This window comes from Halomarina salina, assembly GCF_023074835.1.
Lineage (GTDB): Archaea > Halobacteriota > Halobacteria > Halobacteriales > Haloarculaceae > Halomarina > Halomarina salina.
Map to the genome: position 1 here is coordinate 1,817,029 of NZ_JALLGW010000001.1, position 16,966 is coordinate 1,833,994.

A 16,966-nucleotide genomic window follows, 5' to 3' on the forward strand; every position below is an offset into this window, starting at 1 on the left:
GGCGGGAATCAGCGCGGAGCGGACGTGAGTTCGGGACGTGAGTGGGAGGACGGCAGACCGCTAGATATCGAGAGTCGTCTCCAGCACCCACCCGTCGTCGGTCTCCTCGACGCGCATCTCGCTGTACGTCGGGCTCTTGACGTCGAACAGCGTCCCCTCGATGGGTCCGCCGAGGATGCTCGCGTCGAGGTCGTAGCCGCCCTCCCTCGCGGTTATCTCGAGGGAGTCGGCTCGCGTCACCGCCACCGCCTCGACCTCCTGCAGGAGGATCAACTGGGCGACGAAGTCGAACAGGAGCGCCTCGCGGTCCTCGCTCTCGACGTGGACCGCGTGACGGACGTCGGTGCCGCCGTGGCTCTCGGAGACGTCCGCGAACGCGCGGACCGCCTCGGCGAACGCCGCCTCCAGCGTCGGCCCCGTCGCCCGGAACCGTACGTCCGCGGGGTGCGAGAGGAGTTCGTAGCTCATACCGACGGGACGTGACCGCCGGGCTAAGGCGTGTCGTCGTCGGACGGACCCTCATCGCTCCCCGGGTCCTCGCTCCGAACGGTCTCGTTGTGTTCGCCCGTCCGGCGTCCCGTCACCCGGTTCGGAACGAGTTCGAACAGGACCACTTCGACGTCGCCGATGGGCTCGTCGAACACGCGGAGGTCGGTGAACGCGTCGTTGATGGCCGCCGCGTCGAACGACTGCCGCTCTTCGGGCGGCAGCCGCCGGAGCTCGCCCTCGACGACGACGCTCCACGAGTCGCCGTCGCTCGCGTCGTACAGGAGGAGACTGGCCTCGTCGGTCGTCCCCGCGTACGTCATCTTCTTCGAGTGGCCGTCGTCGCTCAGTCGGAGGAGCAGCGACCCGTCGCGGTAGGCGTACGAGACCGGGAGCGCGTAGGCGTCGTTATCGTGGGCGAGGGCGAGGACGGCCGTCGTCCCCGCTCGGAGGCGCTCGGTCACCTCCTCGTCGGTCATCCCGACCGTGTAGGTGTACTCGACGTGCTCCATACGCACCGTTGGACCCCCAGCGGTATAGAACGTGACAGCTCCGGCGAACCACCTGTCGCCGCCGACCGTCGGGCGATGGCCGTGCGAAAAAATCGGTGCTCTGGATACCACGCACGGCCCACCGTCGTTCTGGGGGAAGGGGCTACGTGGGCCGCTCTGCGTGGTGAGACATGCGGTAGGTCGATGCATCGACGACGGCCCGGAGCACCACGGACCACCCGCCGTCTCTCACCTGTATCGACCGGGGCGGCGTGCCCCGTCGAGCCGTAGTACGCCGACTGACATAAGCTAGTTGACATTTCTAGTGGGGCGAGTCAGTCCCGGGAGTAGGAGACGACGCGTCCCCACGAGGACTTCTTCCCCCAGAGTCCGGAGCGCATGCACTCGCACTCGACGATCTGGGAGTTGTCCACGAACAGGTTGACGTTCGGTCCGAACTGCTTGATGTACCACTCGAACACCGCGGGGTCGGCGGCCTCGAAGACGCAGTTCTCCGCGCCGACCTCGTCGGCGATGGCGAACGCCACGTCGGTCCGCCACTCCCGGACGCGCTCGGTGATACCCTCGGACTCGACCATCACCTTGTACGCGCCCGCTTCGAGGTGACGTTCGGCTTCGGCGATGGCGGTGGCGGGGTCGACGGCGCTCTCCGATTCGAGTTCCTCGACGCTCGACGCGCCGCCCGCGCCGAACTGGACGTTCACCTCGGGTTTCGCCTTCAGGCCGTGGTCCTGCACGAGTTCGGTCAGCGCGACCATGTCCTCGGTGTCGATGGCGAGGAAGCCCGACGACACCTCGACGATGTCGAAGCCGAGTTCGCCCGCCGCCTCGACGTACGCCTCCACGTTGTCGCGGTCCGCGGCGAGGACGTGCTCGACGAACCCGCCGGTCGACACCTGGACGTCGAACTCGTGGCAGGTGTCGACGAGTTCCCGGACGGCCGTCTCGGGCATCAGCGCGAACGACCCTCCCGAAAATTTGTAGATGTCGACCCAGTGGCCCATCGTCTCCAGGATGTCGCGCAACTCGCGCGGCCCCATCGGGTCGTAGTACGGTCCGCGTATCTCCGTGATACCGCGGTCGCGGGGCTTCTCGGGGCGGTCGTTCAGTCGCAGGAAGTCGAACGCTCGGTCCTCCATGGCAGGTGCGCTACACCGAACGCGAACTTAGCAGTTTTTCGACAGTACGGGGACTGTCCCGTCGAGAGAGGCTCAGTCCAGCAGCGCGACGAGGTCCGAGACGGCGTGCTCGTCGAGGTGGCGAATCGTGTCGACGAGTTCCTCGCGGCGACCCTCGTCGTACCGTTCGCGGGTCAACGTCTCGAACTTCGCCGTGAGTTGCTCCCACGTCATCGGCTGGCTGGGGTGGCCACGGAAGGCGCTCTTCTCGACTCGGTACACCGTCCCGTCGGCCGTCTCGACGGTGACGACCGCGGGCATCTCGCCGTCCTCGAACCGGTCGGTGAGGGCGCGGTCGGCCTCGACGTCGACGGTCCGCAACAGCGACTGGACGTCGCCCCGGCGGATGCGCTCGGGGTCGTACGACCCGACCGTCAGTTCCCGGTCGACGAGCGCCGCCGCGAGCATGTACGGCAGCGAGTGGTCGGCCTGCGCCTTCGTCTGGACCTCGTAGCGCGACCCCTCGCCGCCGCCGATGATGAGTTTCGCACCCGCGAACGTGTCGAGGTGGATGCGCTCGACGCGTTCGTGGTCCAGGTCGTGCTTCTCGGCGAGTTCGACGATGCCCTCGACGGCCGACTGGGCGTACGTCTCGGCGACGTAGCGCTTCGTCATGGTGTCGAACACGTGCGAGCAGTCCGGGTCGAGGTCCACCTCGAACTCGCCCGAGACGACCTGCTTCCACCCCTTCTGTCCCTCGAACAGGTCACGAGGTCCCTCCATCCCCTCGCGGGCGAGTATGACTGAGTAGACGCCGTTGCGCGCGGCGTTGGCGCTGGCGACCCCCTTCCACTCGTTGATGCCGCCCGTCCGGGTGACGCGCAGGGCGTTGTGCGCCGTCCCCGCGATGCCGACGGCGTTGCGCAGCTGCTCGTGGTCCAGTCCGGCGACGTGGGCCGCGCCGCAGGTCGCGGAGACGACGGTGTGGGTGACGTGGTCCCAGCCACGGTCCCGGACCGGCGCGTTCCACGCGAGTTCGCCCTGCACCTCGTAGGCGACGCCGAGCGCGGCGAGTAGCTCCGCGCCGGTCGCGTCCTCCGCCTCGCCCATGGCGACGACGCTCCCGAGGTTGTCGCTCGGGTGTGGCGTCTCGCCGGGGGCGAGGAAGGAGTCCATGAAGTCGAGGTAGCGCGTCAGCGTCGTGTCGTACATCGCCGCGTCGGGCGGCGAGGCGCGGTCGTCGGTCCCCCACAGGCGACAGGGGCCGCCGTCGGTCCCCATCGCGTCCACTGTCGCGCGCACCTGCCCGACGGGCGTCGCGTCCATCGCGGCGACGGCGATACCGACCGAGTCGAGGACGCGCTTCTTCAGCGCGTCGCGCACGTCGTCCGGGAGGCGGTCGTACTCGACGCGCTCCACGAACGACGCGACCTCTTCGGTGGTTGTCATGCTCGCCACCTCCGCAGGCTCCAGCAAAAGGGTTCGTCAGGCCGATTCGGACAGTCTCACGGCAGTACCGTTCCGGATTCGGGCGTGTTCCGCGACACTCGCTCAGGGCCTGGACGGGTCGCGGTACCGGCCGAGCAGGAAGTTGCAGTCGGGGCAGTGGACGACGACGAGGCCCTCGCGCTCGTGGCGACATAGCGCCGCCGTCTCGTGGTCGGCCCCGCAGTTCGGGCACGTCGGCATACATAGTTAACTGGTAGCACGTGCCAATACGAGTTACGGACGGTGGTCACTGAACGGTCGACGGTCGACAGTCCCATGCCGGTGGCCGCTCTCCGTACCCTTCGCTCGCCGAGCGGCGCGTTCGCTCGTGACGTGCCGAGTTGGTAGCGAGTGGCGTCGGGCGTCGGCCCCGGTTCGACTCAGCCGTCGAGTCGCTCGTACGCCGCGGCGACGAGCAGCGGGAGGAACACCGTCGCGTCGCCCTGGACCGTGACGTTCCGGGCGTCCTCGTTCAGCTTCCCCCAGGACCGCGCTTCGTCGAGCGTCGCCCCCGAGAGGCCGCCCGTCGAGGGCGAGTCCATCGTTATCTGGACGGCGTAGTCGTACGCGCCCGGCGTCACGAGCATCGTCTGGAGCGTGAAGTTCTTCGGGACGCCTCCGCCGACGAGCAGACAGCCCGCACGCTCGGCGTCGTACGCGAGGTCCGTCAGCGGCGTCATGTCCGTCAGCGCGTCCAGCGAGAACGCCGACGTCTGGGAGTACATCCACGCCTGCAGGCCGAGCACCGAGTCCTGCACGGCCGGACAGTAGACGGGCACGTCGCACTCGTAAGCCGCCGCCGCGACGCCCGCGTCCTCATCGATGCCTTCGCGCTCGTTGACCTCGCTGTTCGCCCGTCCGAGTTCCCGACAGAGGCGTTCGATGCTCACCGTCCCCTCCTCGTCGAGGACGGGGAACACCTCCTCGCGGAGGTGGCTCTCGAACGCCGCGAAGTGCTCCTGTGGCAGGTAGACGTTGTAGATGCGGTCGACCTCCTCGTCGCGTAGCTGTTCGTCGTGCTCGCGGGTGGTCTTGCCCTCCTGGTGTTCGGCCCCGTGGTGGTGTTTCCCGCCGATGGCCTCGATGGCGTCGTGGGTGAGGTTCGCGCCCGTCGTCACCAGGGCGTCGACGTGCCCGTCGCGAATCAGGTCCGAGACGACCCGGCGCATCCCGGTGGGGACCATCGCACCCGCCAGCGAGAGGAAGACAGTGCAGTCCTCGTCGGCCAGCATCTGCGCGTAGACATCGGCGGCGTCGTGGACCGCGGCCGCCCCGATACCGGCGTGACCGTACTGCTCGACCAGTTCGCCGACGCTCATCCCGGCGTGGACGCTGGCGTGGCCGATTGGGTCGTGGGAGAACGCCTCGCGGTGTGGCTCGGGGTGGCCCCCGTGGTCGCCGTCGTCGTCGTGACCGTCGCTCATACGGGAGATGTGGGGGAGGTGGACTTGAACGCTGGGAAGCGTCGGTCGACCGGGTGCCGACGCGACGTCACCTGCCTCTCAGAGTCCGGTCGGGTGGTCGACGAACGTGGTCGTCAACCCCCACGACTCGCACGTCTCGGCCAGCGAACGCACGCCGAACGTCTCGGTGGCGTAGTGACCGGCGAGGTAGACGTGGACGCCCGCCTCCCGTGCCTCGTGGTACACCTGCTGTTTCCCCTCGCCGGTGACGAGCGCGTCGACGCCCTCCTCGCGGGCCTCGCCGAGCCAGTCCGACCCGCTTCCGGTGACGATGGCGACGTCCTCGACCTGGTCCGGTCCGAACGCCAGGTGCTGGACGCCCTCGTTGTCGAGGTCCGCCAGGGAGTCGCGTAGTTCGTCGGGCGCGACGGGCGCACGGTTCCCGCGGACGCCGATGTGCTCGGGGCCGAGCGCACCGAACGGTTCGCGCTCGTCGAGGCCGAGGTGGTCCGCGAGACCCGCCGCGTTTCCTAGGTCCGGATGCGCGTCGAGCGGGAGGTGCGAGACGTACAGCGCGCAGTCGCCGCGAATCAGGGGGGCGATTCGGTCGTACTCCGTCCCAGTGACGCGGTCCAGGCCACCCCAGACCAGACCGTGGTGGACGAGCAGGCAGTCCGCGTCCCAGGCTATCGCCTCCTCGACGGTGGCCACGGCGGCGTCGACGGCGACGGCGACGCGTTCGACATCCCGCTCGTCGGGTCCGACCTGCACCCCGTTCGGACTGGCGTCGAGGTCGGCGAACGCGTCGGTTCGGAGGCGGTCGTCGAGTCGCGCGGCGAGCGTGGCGAGGTCCATGCAGGCACGTGCGCCCCACACGGTTATGAAGGTCCCTGGAGTACGAAACGACCGCCTGCCTCGCAGGCGCGAGCGACACGAGGTGACACCTTATGGGAAAATTCAGTAAGGCGTTCCGAGTGTGGCGACGACTACCACGCGGTGCAAAACGGCGCATCACGCGCAAAGCACGCAAAGTCTTCAGCCGGGGCCGGTAGGCCCATCCGCTCGTTTCTGACCGATAACGACCCCGAGAGCGGCGGCGTCGCTCGATGGTCGGACGCTAATTACTCTTCGCCAGCGTCGCCAGCACCACCAGCGCTGTCAGCGCCGCCAGCGGCGTGTTCGAAGACGAACGACCGGAGCAGTTTCCCGGCGAGCGTCGCGGCCTGGCCGTCGTCCCGGTCGTTGACCTCCACCACGTCGAACCCGACTGCCCGCGGCGCGACGCTCCGGACGACGCGATGCATCTCGGCGGACGAGAGGCCGAACGGCTCCATCGTCCCCGTACCGGGCGCGAACGCGGGGTCCGCGGCGTCGATATCGACGCTCAGGTACGCCGGGCCGTCGAAGTCGGGCGTCCAGTCGGCCACCTCGGCCGGTGGAACGACGGTGACGTCGGCCTCGCTCGCCCGGTCCCATTCGGCTTCGCTGCCGGTCCGGGCGCCGAGAATCACGGCCCGGTCGGCGTGGTCGAGGACGCCCCGCGTCACCGTCGCGTGGCTGAGCGGGTTGCCGTCGTACGCCTCGCGCAGGTCGAGGTGGGCGTCGAGGCAGACGACCGTGAGTTCGTCGGGGGCGTCGTCTCGCTCCGTGACGGCCCGGACGCCCGCCCGAGTGACGGTGTGTTCGCCGCCCAGCAGTAGCGGCGTCGCGCCGTCGTCGTGGACGTCCGAGAGGGTGCCACGGAGGAAGTCGAGGTAGTCGCCGGCGTCGTCCCAGGCGTGGACGTCGCCCGCGTCGTGGACGGACAGGTCGGTGAACCGCGCGTCGGTCTGGTGGTCGTAGTCGTCGAAGGTCCGTGAGAAGCGTCGGACGCGGTCCGGACCGAACCGCGTGCCGGGCTGGAACGTCGTCGAGACGTCGAGGGGAGCGCCGACGACGACGTACCGGGCGTCGGTACGGTCGGCGGTGGCCCCGGGGAACACGGCCTCAGACCAGTTTCCGCTGCTCTTCGTACTGCAGGTACTCGATCTCGTCGTCGGAGGACGCGTCGAACCCGTCCGGAACGCGCATCGTGATGGTCTCGTACGTCTCCAGGTCCATCACCTGCATGTCGTTACCGTCGACGCTGATGACCTGGCCCTGCTTCCGGTCGATGATGGGGACCCACACCTTCGCGTCGACCGGTTGCGTGAAGTTCCGCTTCTTCGCGTCGAAGACGCCCTTCCCCTCGACGCGAGCCTTCGCGCTCCCGTGTTTGCCCGGCTTCGCCGTGCTGTACGAGTTGATGACACAGGGAGTGTCCTCGATCATCACGTAGCTGCCCTCCTGGAGGTCGCGAACCTCGTTCTGCTGTCTCGCCATACTCGGCGTATCAACCCCGGCGTGATAAACAATTTGAACCACGTCGCCGAGGGACGGCGAACGCGGGGGTGTCGAGACCGCACCGGACACGCGACGCGACCGCTCCCGTCACGACTCGACGCCCGCTACTGCAACTCGACGTCGGTCACGGCTCGGCGCTCGTCACTGCAACTCGACGCCCGTCACCGCGAGCAGTTCCCTGACGAAGGGGGCGTCGTCGGCGAGGCGTGCGGTCTCCCCCTCGCGGTCGTAGTCGACGATGTCGGCGTCGGCGAGCGCAGGGAGGTGGACGTGGCGGAGGGAGACGCCGGTGGCGTTCAGGTCGTCGGCGTCGGGGTGCCCTCCGGTCTTCGTCGCCGCGACGAACCGCGCCAGGTCGTCGACGTCGAGTGCCCCCTCGCGGTTCAGGTAGTAACAGACGTAGCGGCGCTCGTGGTCCGCGAGAACGCGAAGCGTCTCGTCGATGGTTGGCTCGCGCTCGTTGGTGGCGAGTACCTCGCCTGACCGTTGGGCTCCTGAGCCGCTCTGTGATGGGTCGGACATGCAGTTCGGTGGGGGACTTCCTCACTCCGCACGATGCGAACGATTCGCTCCGAGACAGGCGGCCTGCCACCGTTCGTGTGGAGGAACACGACGGAGTGGTATAGTTACGTTTGTCATAGTATGCCTCGACGCAGATAACCTTGGTGTCAGTTGCCGCCGCTGTCGTGTCGTTCGAGGAACGAGTCGAGCCTCTCGAGGCCTCGTCGAAGGTCCGCAGTCCGCAGTCCCACCCCGAGACGGAACCGGTCGGGGTGACCGAACGCCTCCCCCGGTGCCAGGACGACGCCCTCCTCCTCGACGACGCGCTCGCAGAACGACTCGCCCGAGGCGAACCCGTCGGGGACGGTGACGAACCCGTCGACGCCGACGGGGTCGTACCAGGAGAGCCCGTGGCGGGCTATCCACTCGCCTGCCACGTCGCGATTCTCGGCGGCGAGGGCGCGGTTCTCCGCGAGTATCGCTTCGCGCTGGTCGAGCGCCTGTCGGGCGACGTGCTGGCCGAACTGCCCCGGCGAGATGGTCGTGTAGTCCTTCCAGTCCCACGCTCCGGCGACCACCTCCGGCGGTCCCGCGACCCACCCGAACCGCAGTCCGGCGAGGCCGTACGCCTTCGTCACGCTGGACGTGGAGACGCCGTACTCGCCCATGCTCGCCACCGGGGGCAAGGGGTCCTCGGCGAGCAGTCGGTACACCTCGTCACAGAGCAGGTACGCCCCGGCGTCGGCCGCGAGGTCGTACACCGCCCGGACCGTCTCCTCGCCGAGGTACTTCCCCGTCGGGTTGTTCGGGTTGTTGAGCACGACGACCGTCGTCTCGGGGCGGATGGCGTCGGCGACGCGGTCCACGTCGAGGTCCCACTCCGGCGGTTCGAGGTCGACGGTCGTCACGCTCCCGACCGCCTCGGGGACCGACCGGAGCGACTGGTAGGTCGGCGTGACGACGACGGCGTGGTCGTCCTCGTCGACGAGGCTCAGGAAGGTGAGGAAGTTCGCCTCCTGGGCCCCGCAGGTGCAACACACCTCGTCGGCCGAGCGGTCGTACTGCTCGGCGATGGTCGCGCGTACCTCCGGGTCGCCGTTCGTCGGAATCACGTAGCCGAGTTCGCCGACGTCCGTGTCGAACCTGTCGGCGTCCAGACTGCGGATACCGCTCTCGGCGAGCATGAGGTCGGCCTCGTGTTCGTAGCGGGCGAACCAGCGCTCCAGCGAGAACGGCTCGATGTGCATACGTCGGCATGCGGCGCGGTCGGCTTAAGCGCCGTCGATGCGGCGGCCCCCGGATTACTCCCGCTCGGTGCGGTCTGTACTGTCGGTACTGTCGGTACGGTCGGTTCGGTCTGTGTCGTCCGTCCTGTCCGCGCTGTCCGTCCTGTCTGCGCTGTCAGTACGGTCTGTGTCGTCCGTCCGGTCGATGTCACCGGTGCGGTCGGGAGGGGCGGTTCGATTCGAGTCGGCCGTGTCGTCGCGCTCGTGTCCACGTGGTCGGTCGGCGTCCGACGGTCGCTGCGGTCCCGGCCGACGGTCGGCGTCCGACTCCACCGGTCGGTCGGCGCGGTCGGGTCCAGTCGGTCGACCCGTCTCGGTCTCCGCTTCCGTTTCCGTCACCCCTGTCTGCTCGGTCTCGCTGCGACGCGACCCGGTGGCTCGGTTCATCGGGTCGTCGATGCTCCCGTCCGTTCCGGCGATGCCGTCGGTTCCCGAGGTCGTCGTCGGTTCGCCGGCCGCGGCCGAGCCAGCGGTTCCGGTCGTCCCACCGGTCCCACCAGCACCACCCGCCCCGCCGAACGCGCCCGTCATCCCGGACGCGTCGTCCCCGGAGGGGCCGATAGCGCCGTCGAGCCCACCGCCGCCGGCACCCGCACCGCGTTCGCGCATGCTCTGCCGGGTGAACTGCGGTTTCGCGCGGATGCCCCGCTCGTCGCGGAACGAGAAGTAGAGCACGACGAGCGACCCGACGGCGAAGGCCGCCCCGACGGCAGCCGACGCGAGGCCGTCGAACGCGTACAGCACTGCCGTCGAGAGCGTCGCTGCTCCGAAGAACAGCCCCGCGATGAGGCGCTTGGCGAACAGTTCCATCACCTGGTTGTTGTCCGAGAGGTGCGTCTCGATGGAGAGGTCCTCCCGGTTGACCGTGTCGAGGGCGTCCTCCAGCTTCGGCGGGATGCGGACGCTCGACTGGACCGCCTGGTTCGCGTCGTCGATGCGGTCCTCGACGAAGTTCCGGACACCGGCCTCGATGTACCCCTCCTCCCGGAGGTAGCCGGTCGCCACGTCGATGAAGTCGAAGTTGGGGTCGAGCGTGACGCAGACGCCCTCGACGACCGTCGCCACCCGGAGGACGAGCGCCAGGTTCGGCGGGAGTCGGAGCGGGAACTCGTAGATGGTGTCCTCGACCTGGTTGATGATCTGCTGGACGCGGTACTGCTCGATGTTCTCGCCGCGCGCGTCGGCGATGGCGAGCTCCATCACGTTCGCCATCGTCTGGCGGTCGGCCTCCGGCGAGAGCGTGCCCATCTCGATGAGCGAGTCGAGGATGGCGTCGATGTTCTGCTGGGCGATGGCCCCGTAGAACTCGATGATCTTCTCCTGGATGAACGGGTCGACGCGGCCGCTCATCCCGAAGTCGTAGAAGACGAGCGTCCCGTCGGCCTGCACCGCGAGGTTACCTGGGTGCGGGTCGGCGTGGAACACCCCGTCGTCGACGATCATCTGCAGGTACACCCGCTGGAGCGTCTCGGCGAGGCGCGTCCGGTCCACGCCGAGGTCGTCGATGTCCTCGACGTTCGATATCTTCGTCCCCTCGACGTACTCCATCGTCAGGACGCGGCCCGTCGAGCGCTCCTCGACGACCGCCGGGATGCGAACTTCCGGCTGGTCGGCGAAGTTCGACTTGATGGCCTGCAGCATCGTCGCCTCCCGCTCGTAGTTCATCTCCTGGCGGATGACCGTCGAGAACTCGTCGGCCAGCGTCTCCAGCGAGAAGGATTGGGCGGTGTCGACGAACCGCATCAGCAGGGGGAGCGAGAACTTGATGACCCGCAGGTCGGCGTTCACCAGTTCCTCGACGTTCGGCCGACGGACCTTCACCGCGACGCGTCGGCCCTCGTACTCGGCCATGTACACCTGCCCGAGGCTCGCGCCGCTGATTGCCTTCGGGTCGAACGACTCGAACGCGTCGTCGACGGGGCCGAGTTCCTCCTCGACGACCGTCTCAGCCTCCTTCCACGGCGCGGCGGGCACCTCGTCCTGCAGTTTCGAGAACTCCTGGATGTACTCCGGCGGGAGGACGTCCGGGCGCGTCGACAGCAGTTGCCCGAGTTTGATGAACGTCGGCCCGAGCGTCAGCATCGAGTCGAGTAGCCGCTTCGCCCGGTCGTGGCGCACCTCGCTCGACACCTGTCTGGGCTTGCCGAAGAAGAGGAACCGGTGGCGGTCCCGTGCGTAGGCGAACAGCAGCGGCAGGAACTGGTACGCGACGACGAAGAACCGGCGGTACGCGGAGACGGCCATCTACGGCCACCCGCTACCGTCGACGTGCGTCGGGACGGACCGCCGGATACGCACGGGCGGTGCGACGAGGTGCGGGCCGGTCACTTCTCGGTGATGGGAATCGTCTCGTCGACGGTCGTCTCCCGCTTCGGGAGGCGGAGTTCGAGGACCCCACGGGTCATCGACCCCTCGGCACCGCTGCCGGTGGCGTCCGGGGGCAAGAGGAGCGTCGCGTCGAGGAACAGCGAGCGCTCTTCGGTGACGTAGCGGTACTCCGTGGGGAGTTCCTTCTCGCGCTGGGCCTCGATACGCAGGCGACCGTTGTCGACGCGGGCGTCGACGGTGTCGGCGCTGGCTCCCGGCAGGTCGACGACGACGAGGTAGGCGTCCTCCGACTCCAGCATGTCGGCGAACACGGCGTCGGGGAGGTCACGTAACGCGTCACGCAGGGCGGACATACGAACGATTAGTCCCGCCGGAGCGAAAAAGCCCCCGGTGAGGGATGTTCACACACTGGCGGCGGTCGGCACCGAGCGAGCGTCCCCGATTCGCACCACGTCGTCGGTATCACGTCGTCGGTGTCGGGCGGTCGGCGTCACGTCAGCGCGACGAAGCCGAACAGCGCCGCGCCGACGAGGAACACCAGTCCCACGAACAGCGGCACGAGCGCGTCACAGAGGACCCGCCGGGTCACCCCTCGGTCGTCGGTGTCCGCGACGACGAACAGTTTCCCCGGCTCGATGACGGCGTTGACCTCGCCCGCTCGCTCGGAGACGCTGGTGTCGTAGCGCACCTGCCCGTAGACGTACACCTGCTCGTCGGGGTCGAGGCGGCGTTCCCTGTACCGTCGGTCGCTCCCCGTCGCGATGCGCAGGCCGCCGAGTTCGAACGCGGTGTTCTCGTCGTCGACCCGGTCGTGGGCGTCCACGTCGATGAACTGCTGGATGCGTTCGGGCGGCGCGTCGCCGCCGTCGACCCGGATGTCGGCGGCCTCGCCGAGACGGAAGTCGACGCCCGCGGGGTATACGAGGACGCTTCCCGTCCCGTCGTCGACGCGGAACGGGACCTTCTGGACGCCGGACGCTATCTCCTCCCAGTGGCTCCCGTCGTCGTCGTGGTGTTCCTCCTCGACGGTCCACTCACACGCCAGCGAGGCGGTGCCGGTGAACGGCGTCGTCACCGTCTCGTCGGCGACGCGGGCGACGCCCTGCACCTCGACCATGCCCGACCGGTTCGGCACGTCGGCGACCGGCGTCGGGTCGGTCCGGTGGAGGCGGAGCGCCAGCCAGAACTCCCGGAACGAGAACGCGACGATGGCGAGGCCCGCGAGGGCGAACAGGGCGACGAACAGCAGCATCGGCGTGAACGGCAGTTGGAGGGGCACGTCCGGACGGACGACTGACGGGAGCGTAAAATTTCGGACCACGTGACGGTCACCGCGCGCCGTCGCTCGTCGGGCGCACGGACGAAAGAAAGTCGCGTCGAGTCGGTCGTCGCTCAGTCGTCGCCGTCGTCGGACTCGTCCGTGAGGTCGAGCGTCACCGTCTCGCTGTCGCCGGATGCGAGCGTGACGGTCTGGTGAGCGACGAGTTCCTGGTCGACCGCGTTCGCGCGGACGAACGTGGTGTCGTCGCCGGGCAGTTCGTAGCCCGCCAGCGTCAGCGTCACGTCCTCGCAGTCGGCGTCCTCGCTCACGCTCACGTCGAGCGTCACCTCGCCCGAGTCGGCGTCGTAGTCGACGGGCGTGTAGGAGACGCTACAGCCGTCGAGGTTCGTCGTGACCTCGCCGTCGGGCACCGTGAACGCGCTCGTCACGGTCCCGTCGGCGAGCGCGGTCTGGGCCTGCAGGAGGCGACCCTGCCGGGCGTAGAAGTCCGCCTGCCCGTCGTCGTCGCCGTCCTCGCCGAGGTCCTCGATGACGTCGCCGGCGGCCACGTCGAACTGGTAGGCGGTCGTAGCGTCGCCCTCGTCGGGGTCCGGACCGTCGGAGGCGTCGTCGTCGTCACCAGCGTCGCCGTCCGCACCCTCGTCACCCTCGCCGGCGTTCGAGTCGTTCCCGTCGCCGGCCTGTTCGTCGTCGGTGGTGTCGGTCACGGTCACGTCGCCGTTGAGGCGGGCGTGCTGGAAGTAGACTAACTCGTACTCGGAGGAGTCGTACTCGCCGTAGAGGTCGAGTGTCGACTCGCCGGAGTCGACGAGGTCGCTCACCGCCGCGTCGTCGAACCGGACGACGAGGGTGTTGCCGTTGGCGGTGACCTGCTCTGCTCGCACCGTCTCGTTGCCGGGCGTCGCGAGCACGAAGGTCTCGGGGACGGTGTCGGTGAGGTCCGAGGGCGCGTCGAACTGCAGGACGACCTTCCCGTTACCGTCGAGTTCGGCGCTCGCGTCGCCGACGTCGGCGTCGACGCGCTGCATCCGACCCTCGACCGTCGGCGAGACGGTCTCCTTCGGTTCGAGGTAGTCGATGAGCACCTCGGCGAGCAGCTGGTCGGTCTCCGAGAGGCGCGTCGCGTCCGCCAGCGGGTAGCTGCTGCCGCCCGAGGCGATGAAGCTGTTCACCGCGACGGCGTAGCTGGCGTCGTCGTCGAGTTCCTGCCAGTCGGCCGCCTCGTCGGGGCCGTTGGCGTTCACGTAGACGTCGCGAATCTGCGGGTCGGCGTCGTCGTGGGGCACCCACTCGAAGCGGACGCCCGACACCTGCTGGCTGATCTCCTCGCCGTACTGCGAGCCGGTCTCGCTCTCAAGTGTCACGAGCTGGCTGGCGAGGGCGTCTTTCAGCTCGGCACCGGTCAGTTCGACCGTCACGAGCGTGTTGGCGAACGGCAGCGTGCTGAACACGTCGCCGCCCGTGATGTTGCCCGGTCCGTAGACGCCGTCCGAGCGGATGCCGCCCGCGTTCGTGATGGCGACGTCCGCGTCGGCCTCGGCGCGCATGGCGTCCGTTACGAGGTTGCCGTAGTTCGACTCCTCGTGGTAGTTCGTCGCGAACTGCGCGTCGAGCGGCACCGTGGAGTAGGTGACGTTCGTGTCGAGGCTCGCGTTCGCGCGGTAGCCGTCGATGATGCTCGCGGCCGTCTCGTTCTCGCCGACGCCCGACGTGTTGGTCTGGATGAGTCGGCCGTTCCACTCGGTCACGTCACCGTTCTCGACGGTGAGGTTGAGTTCGCCGAGGAACTGCGCGCGGGCCAGGCCCTCCGTTATGATCGTGTCGGAGGTCTCCTGTGGCGGGTAGTAGACCTCGTCGTCACCGACGGCGACCACGTCGATGGCTCCGGAGTCGGCCTCCGCGAGGTCCTTCGCCTCGGGGACGCCCGTGTGTGCCAGCGCGACGACCACGTCGACGCCCTGCTCCTGCTTGAGCATCTCCGCGGTCGCGGGGCCGTCCTCGGTGAAGTTCTGGAGGGTGACGCCCTCCTGCGAGAAGTTGATGTTCGTCTTGCCGTACGTCGCGCCGTAGTCGACGAGGCCGATGAAGCCGACCCTCACCCCGCCGCGTTCGACGATCTCGTACTCCTGAGTCCCGTCGAACGACTCGCCGGTCGTCGAGTTGACGAGGTTCGTCGCCAGCCACGGGAACTCGGCGGCGGCGGTGAAGTTCGACACCTCGTCGAGTCCGTAGTCGAACTCGTGGTTACCGATGGCGTCCGCGTCCGGGTCGAGGTGGTTGAGGACGGCCGTCGGCGCTCGCCACTGGCTCACCGGCGAGAGCGGGTGCGGGCTGACCTGGTCGCCCGCGCCGGCCACCACGACGGGGTTGTCGTGGGCGCTCCGGCGCTGGTGAACGAGTTCGACCAGCGTCGGGAGGTCGTCGCCCCGCGCCGCCGCGGTCTGGATGTCGTTGTAGGTGAGCAGCGTCAGGGTCGTCGGCCCGGCCGCCGACTCGTTGCCGCCCGTGTCGTTCGTGTCGTTCGACTGCTGGAGCGCCGGTGGCGCGTCCGTGGCTGTCGGCCCGTTCGAGGGAGCGGGTGCGGCCGCGCCGACGGCCGGGCCGACCCCGGCGACGACGAGACAGCACACCATCAGGAAAGCGTGTACCTGTCGCATCGATGAAGCTCTCACGCGACCGTGGTTTATGGTTAACTAAAGCGGAACTACTGCTGGACGTAATCATCAGTAGCGGTACTGGTCAGCACGCGAGACAGTGTTTGGAACGGGAGGCGGCTGTCAGACGTGCGTCCAGTTCTGGGCGGAGAATCCCGGAGCCGACTGGGCGGTCGGTCGTTCCGTTCGCCGAGTCAGTCGAGACGGACGGGGAGCGAGCGAACGCCGTGGAGGAACGAACTCTCGATGGGTTCGAGGTCGTCGTCCTCCCAGGCAGGTCGGACCTCGTACTCGGTGCCGAGTTCGCGGAGCGCGACGCTCGCCTCCAGTCTGGCCAGCGGCGCGCCCAGACAGTAGTGCGTGCCGTAGCCGAACCCGAGGTGCTGGTTGGGCCGGCGGTCCGGGACGAACGTGTCCGGGTCGGCGAACTGCGTGCCGTCGCGGTTGGCCGCGCCCAGCCAGCAGACCAGCGTGTCGCCCTCCTCGACCGTCTTGCCGTCGACGGTGACGTCCTCCATCGCGACCCGGGTCATCGACTGGACGGGGGCACGGTAGCGCAGCACCTCCTCGATGGCGGTGTCGCGCTGGCGCTCGCCCGGCCAGTACTCCTGCTCGCCGAACGTGCGGACGGCGTTCGTGATGAGGTTCGTCGTCGTGATGTTCCCCGCGATGAGCAACAGCATGCAGAACCCGAGCAGTTCGGTCTCGGTGAGGTCCTCGTCGGCCTGGACGATGCTGGTCACCAGGTCGTCCCGTGGCTCCTCGCGGCGCTTGGCGACGAGGTCGCGGAAGTAGTTCGCCAGCGCCATCCCGGCCTCCATCTGCCGCTCCTGGAGGGCCTCGGCGTCCTCCTCCTCGCCCGCCGTCCCCTCGACGATGGTGTCGGACCACTGCTTGAACTGCTCGCGGTCCTCGGCGGGGACGCCGAGCATCTTCGCGATGACGATGACCGGCAGCGGGTACGCCAGTGCGTCCACGAGGTCCACGACGCCATCGTCGCTCTCGTCCAGCGCTTCGGCCAGGAGGCGCTGGCTCTCGGCGGCGATGAACGGCTCCAGCGACTTCACCGCGCTCGGGCGGAAGAACTCGTCGACCACGTCCCGCGTGCGGTCGTGTTTCGGCGGGTCCTGGAACAGCATCGTCTCCAGCAGGAACGTCTGTTCGCCCGCCGGCTGGAACCCGGTCGCCTCCCGCGGGTTCACCGAGAAGGACTCGTCGTCGCCGAGCATGCGTTTCACCTCGTCGTAGGCGAACACGTCCCAGCAGTGGCGGTCGGGGTCCCAGTGGAGGGGCGACTCCGCGCGACGGTCGGCGTACCAGTCGTAGGGGTCGAGGCGGCGCTCTCGCGCGGCGAGCGCCTCGGGGAAGGTCTGGAGCGGGCCTGCGGAACTCATGGCTCCGAGTCCGGGCCGCCGAGGCTTCAGGGTGTCCCCGACGTGACCACCCGGCAGGGTCGCAATCCGATACCCGGAGAGACGGGCCCCCGACGGACGCCGAGGCTTTCCCGCTGGCCGTCGAACGCCGGG

15 protein-coding genes and 1 pseudogene are annotated in these 16,966 nt (G+C 68.7%); all 16 read right to left on the reverse strand.

All coding sequences use genetic code 11. From position 1 onward, the window contains the following. Positions 1–60 precede the first annotated feature (60 nt). The 16 genes and pseudogenes from MX571_RS09165 to MX571_RS09240 all read right to left on the reverse strand — a co-directional run bounded on the left by MX571_RS09165 (position 61) and on the right by MX571_RS09240 (position 16,834). Positions 61–468, reverse strand: coding sequence for an archease (locus MX571_RS09165; protein ID WP_247415709.1), 408 nt, complete (start codon positions 466–468; stop codon positions 61–63). 23 nt (positions 469–491) lie between these two features. Next, entirely contained in the window at positions 492–998 is a 507-nt protein-coding gene (locus MX571_RS09170) for a pyridoxamine 5'-phosphate oxidase family protein (RefSeq protein ID WP_247415711.1), read from the reverse strand. A gap of 314 nt (positions 999–1,312) precedes the next feature. After that, the gene (locus MX571_RS09175) at positions 1,313–2,137 is read right to left on the reverse strand and encodes a phosphosulfolactate synthase (protein ID WP_247415713.1); all 825 of its coding nucleotides are present in this window, start codon (positions 2,135–2,137) and stop codon (positions 1,313–1,315) included. 72 nt (positions 2,138–2,209) lie between these two features. Next, positions 2,210–3,565: an MmgE/PrpD family protein gene (locus MX571_RS09180; protein ID WP_247415715.1), complete on the reverse strand. Its 1,356-nt coding sequence runs from the start codon at positions 3,563–3,565 to the stop codon at positions 2,210–2,212. Between the two features lie 102 nt (positions 3,566–3,667). Beyond that, the gene (locus MX571_RS09185; protein ID WP_247415718.1) at positions 3,668–3,805 is read right to left on the reverse strand and encodes a hypothetical protein; all 138 of its coding nucleotides are present in this window, start codon (positions 3,803–3,805) and stop codon (positions 3,668–3,670) included. Positions 3,806–3,984: 179 nt separating this feature from the next. Beyond that, on the reverse strand, positions 3,985–5,028 hold the full coding sequence (locus MX571_RS09190; protein ID WP_247415720.1) for a deoxyhypusine synthase: 1,044 nt from the start codon (positions 5,026–5,028) through the stop codon (positions 3,985–3,987). 78 nt (positions 5,029–5,106) lie between these two features. After that, positions 5,107–5,862, reverse strand: a complete 756-nt coding sequence (locus MX571_RS09195) for a Nif3-like dinuclear metal center hexameric protein (protein WP_247415722.1) — start codon at positions 5,860–5,862, stop codon at positions 5,107–5,109. 266 nt (positions 5,863–6,128) lie between these two features. Continuing rightward, entirely contained in the window at positions 6,129–6,989 is an 861-nt protein-coding gene (gene speB / locus MX571_RS09200) for an agmatinase (protein ID WP_247415725.1), read from the reverse strand. A 4-nt stretch (positions 6,990–6,993) separates the two neighbouring features. After that, positions 6,994–7,368 carry a translation initiation factor IF-5A gene (locus MX571_RS09205; RefSeq protein WP_247415727.1) on the reverse strand — a complete coding sequence of 125 codons (375 nt, stop codon included), beginning with the start codon at positions 7,366–7,368 and terminating at the stop codon, positions 6,994–6,996. A 162-nt stretch (positions 7,369–7,530) separates the two neighbouring features. Beyond that, positions 7,531–7,911, reverse strand: coding sequence for a DUF7344 domain-containing protein (locus MX571_RS09210; RefSeq protein WP_247415730.1), 381 nt, complete (start codon positions 7,909–7,911; stop codon positions 7,531–7,533). 146 nt (positions 7,912–8,057) lie between these two features. Further along, positions 8,058–9,137, reverse strand: coding sequence for an aminotransferase class I/II-fold pyridoxal phosphate-dependent enzyme (locus MX571_RS09215; RefSeq protein ID WP_247415732.1), 1,080 nt, complete (start codon positions 9,135–9,137; stop codon positions 8,058–8,060). A 576-nt stretch (positions 9,138–9,713) separates the two neighbouring features. Beyond that, a pseudogene (locus MX571_RS09220) lies at positions 9,714–11,420 on the reverse strand (ABC1 kinase family protein); the annotation flags it as partial. Positions 11,421–11,500: 80 nt separating this feature from the next. After that, a complete protein-coding gene (locus tag MX571_RS09225; protein WP_247415733.1) occupies positions 11,501–11,857 on the reverse strand; it encodes an Hsp20/alpha crystallin family protein in 357 nt (118 codons plus the stop codon). A gap of 137 nt (positions 11,858–11,994) precedes the next feature. Next, on the reverse strand, positions 11,995–12,783 hold the full coding sequence (locus MX571_RS09230; RefSeq protein WP_247415735.1) for a GIDE domain-containing protein: 789 nt from the start codon (positions 12,781–12,783) through the stop codon (positions 11,995–11,997). 113 nt (positions 12,784–12,896) lie between these two features. Beyond that, positions 12,897–15,443 carry a bifunctional metallophosphatase/5'-nucleotidase gene (locus tag MX571_RS09235; RefSeq protein ID WP_247415738.1) on the reverse strand — a complete coding sequence of 849 codons (2,547 nt, stop codon included), beginning with the start codon at positions 15,441–15,443 and terminating at the stop codon, positions 12,897–12,899. A gap of 191 nt (positions 15,444–15,634) precedes the next feature. Next, entirely contained in the window at positions 15,635–16,834 is a 1,200-nt protein-coding gene (locus MX571_RS09240) for a cytochrome P450 (RefSeq protein WP_247415740.1), read from the reverse strand. Positions 16,835–16,966: the final 132 nt, after the last annotated feature.

Excerpts from the sequence above, each read along its gene's own strand:
- MX571_RS09165 (WP_247415709.1), bottom strand. The coding sequence starts at position 468 with ATGAGCTACGAACTCCTCTCGCACCCCGCGGACGTACGGTTCCGGGCG.
- MX571_RS09170 (WP_247415711.1), bottom strand. The coding sequence starts at position 998 with ATGGAGCACGTCGAGTACACCTACACGGTCGGGATGACCGACGAGGAG.
- MX571_RS09175 (WP_247415713.1), bottom strand. The coding sequence starts at position 2,137 with ATGGAGGACCGAGCGTTCGACTTCCTGCGACTGAACGACCGCCCCGAG.
- MX571_RS09180 (WP_247415715.1), bottom strand. The coding sequence starts at position 3,565 with ATGACAACCACCGAAGAGGTCGCGTCGTTCGTGGAGCGCGTCGAGTAC.
- MX571_RS09185 (WP_247415718.1), bottom strand. The coding sequence starts at position 3,805 with ATGCCGACGTGCCCGAACTGCGGGGCCGACCACGAGACGGCGGCGCTA.
- MX571_RS09190 (WP_247415720.1), bottom strand. The coding sequence starts at position 5,028 with ATGAGCGACGGTCACGACGACGACGGCGACCACGGGGGCCACCCCGAG.
- MX571_RS09195 (WP_247415722.1), bottom strand. The coding sequence starts at position 5,862 with ATGGACCTCGCCACGCTCGCCGCGCGACTCGACGACCGCCTCCGAACC.
- MX571_RS09205 (WP_247415727.1), bottom strand. The coding sequence starts at position 7,368 with ATGGCGAGACAGCAGAACGAGGTTCGCGACCTCCAGGAGGGCAGCTAC.
- MX571_RS09210 (WP_247415730.1), bottom strand. The coding sequence starts at position 7,911 with ATGTCCGACCCATCACAGAGCGGCTCAGGAGCCCAACGGTCAGGCGAG.
- MX571_RS09215 (WP_247415732.1), bottom strand. The coding sequence starts at position 9,137 with ATGCACATCGAGCCGTTCTCGCTGGAGCGCTGGTTCGCCCGCTACGAA.
- MX571_RS09225 (WP_247415733.1), bottom strand. The coding sequence starts at position 11,857 with ATGTCCGCCCTGCGTGACGCGTTACGTGACCTCCCCGACGCCGTGTTC.
- MX571_RS09235 (WP_247415738.1), bottom strand. The coding sequence starts at position 15,443 with ATGCGACAGGTACACGCTTTCCTGATGGTGTGCTGTCTCGTCGTCGCC.
- MX571_RS09240 (WP_247415740.1), bottom strand. The coding sequence starts at position 16,834 with ATGAGTTCCGCAGGCCCGCTCCAGACCTTCCCCGAGGCGCTCGCCGCG.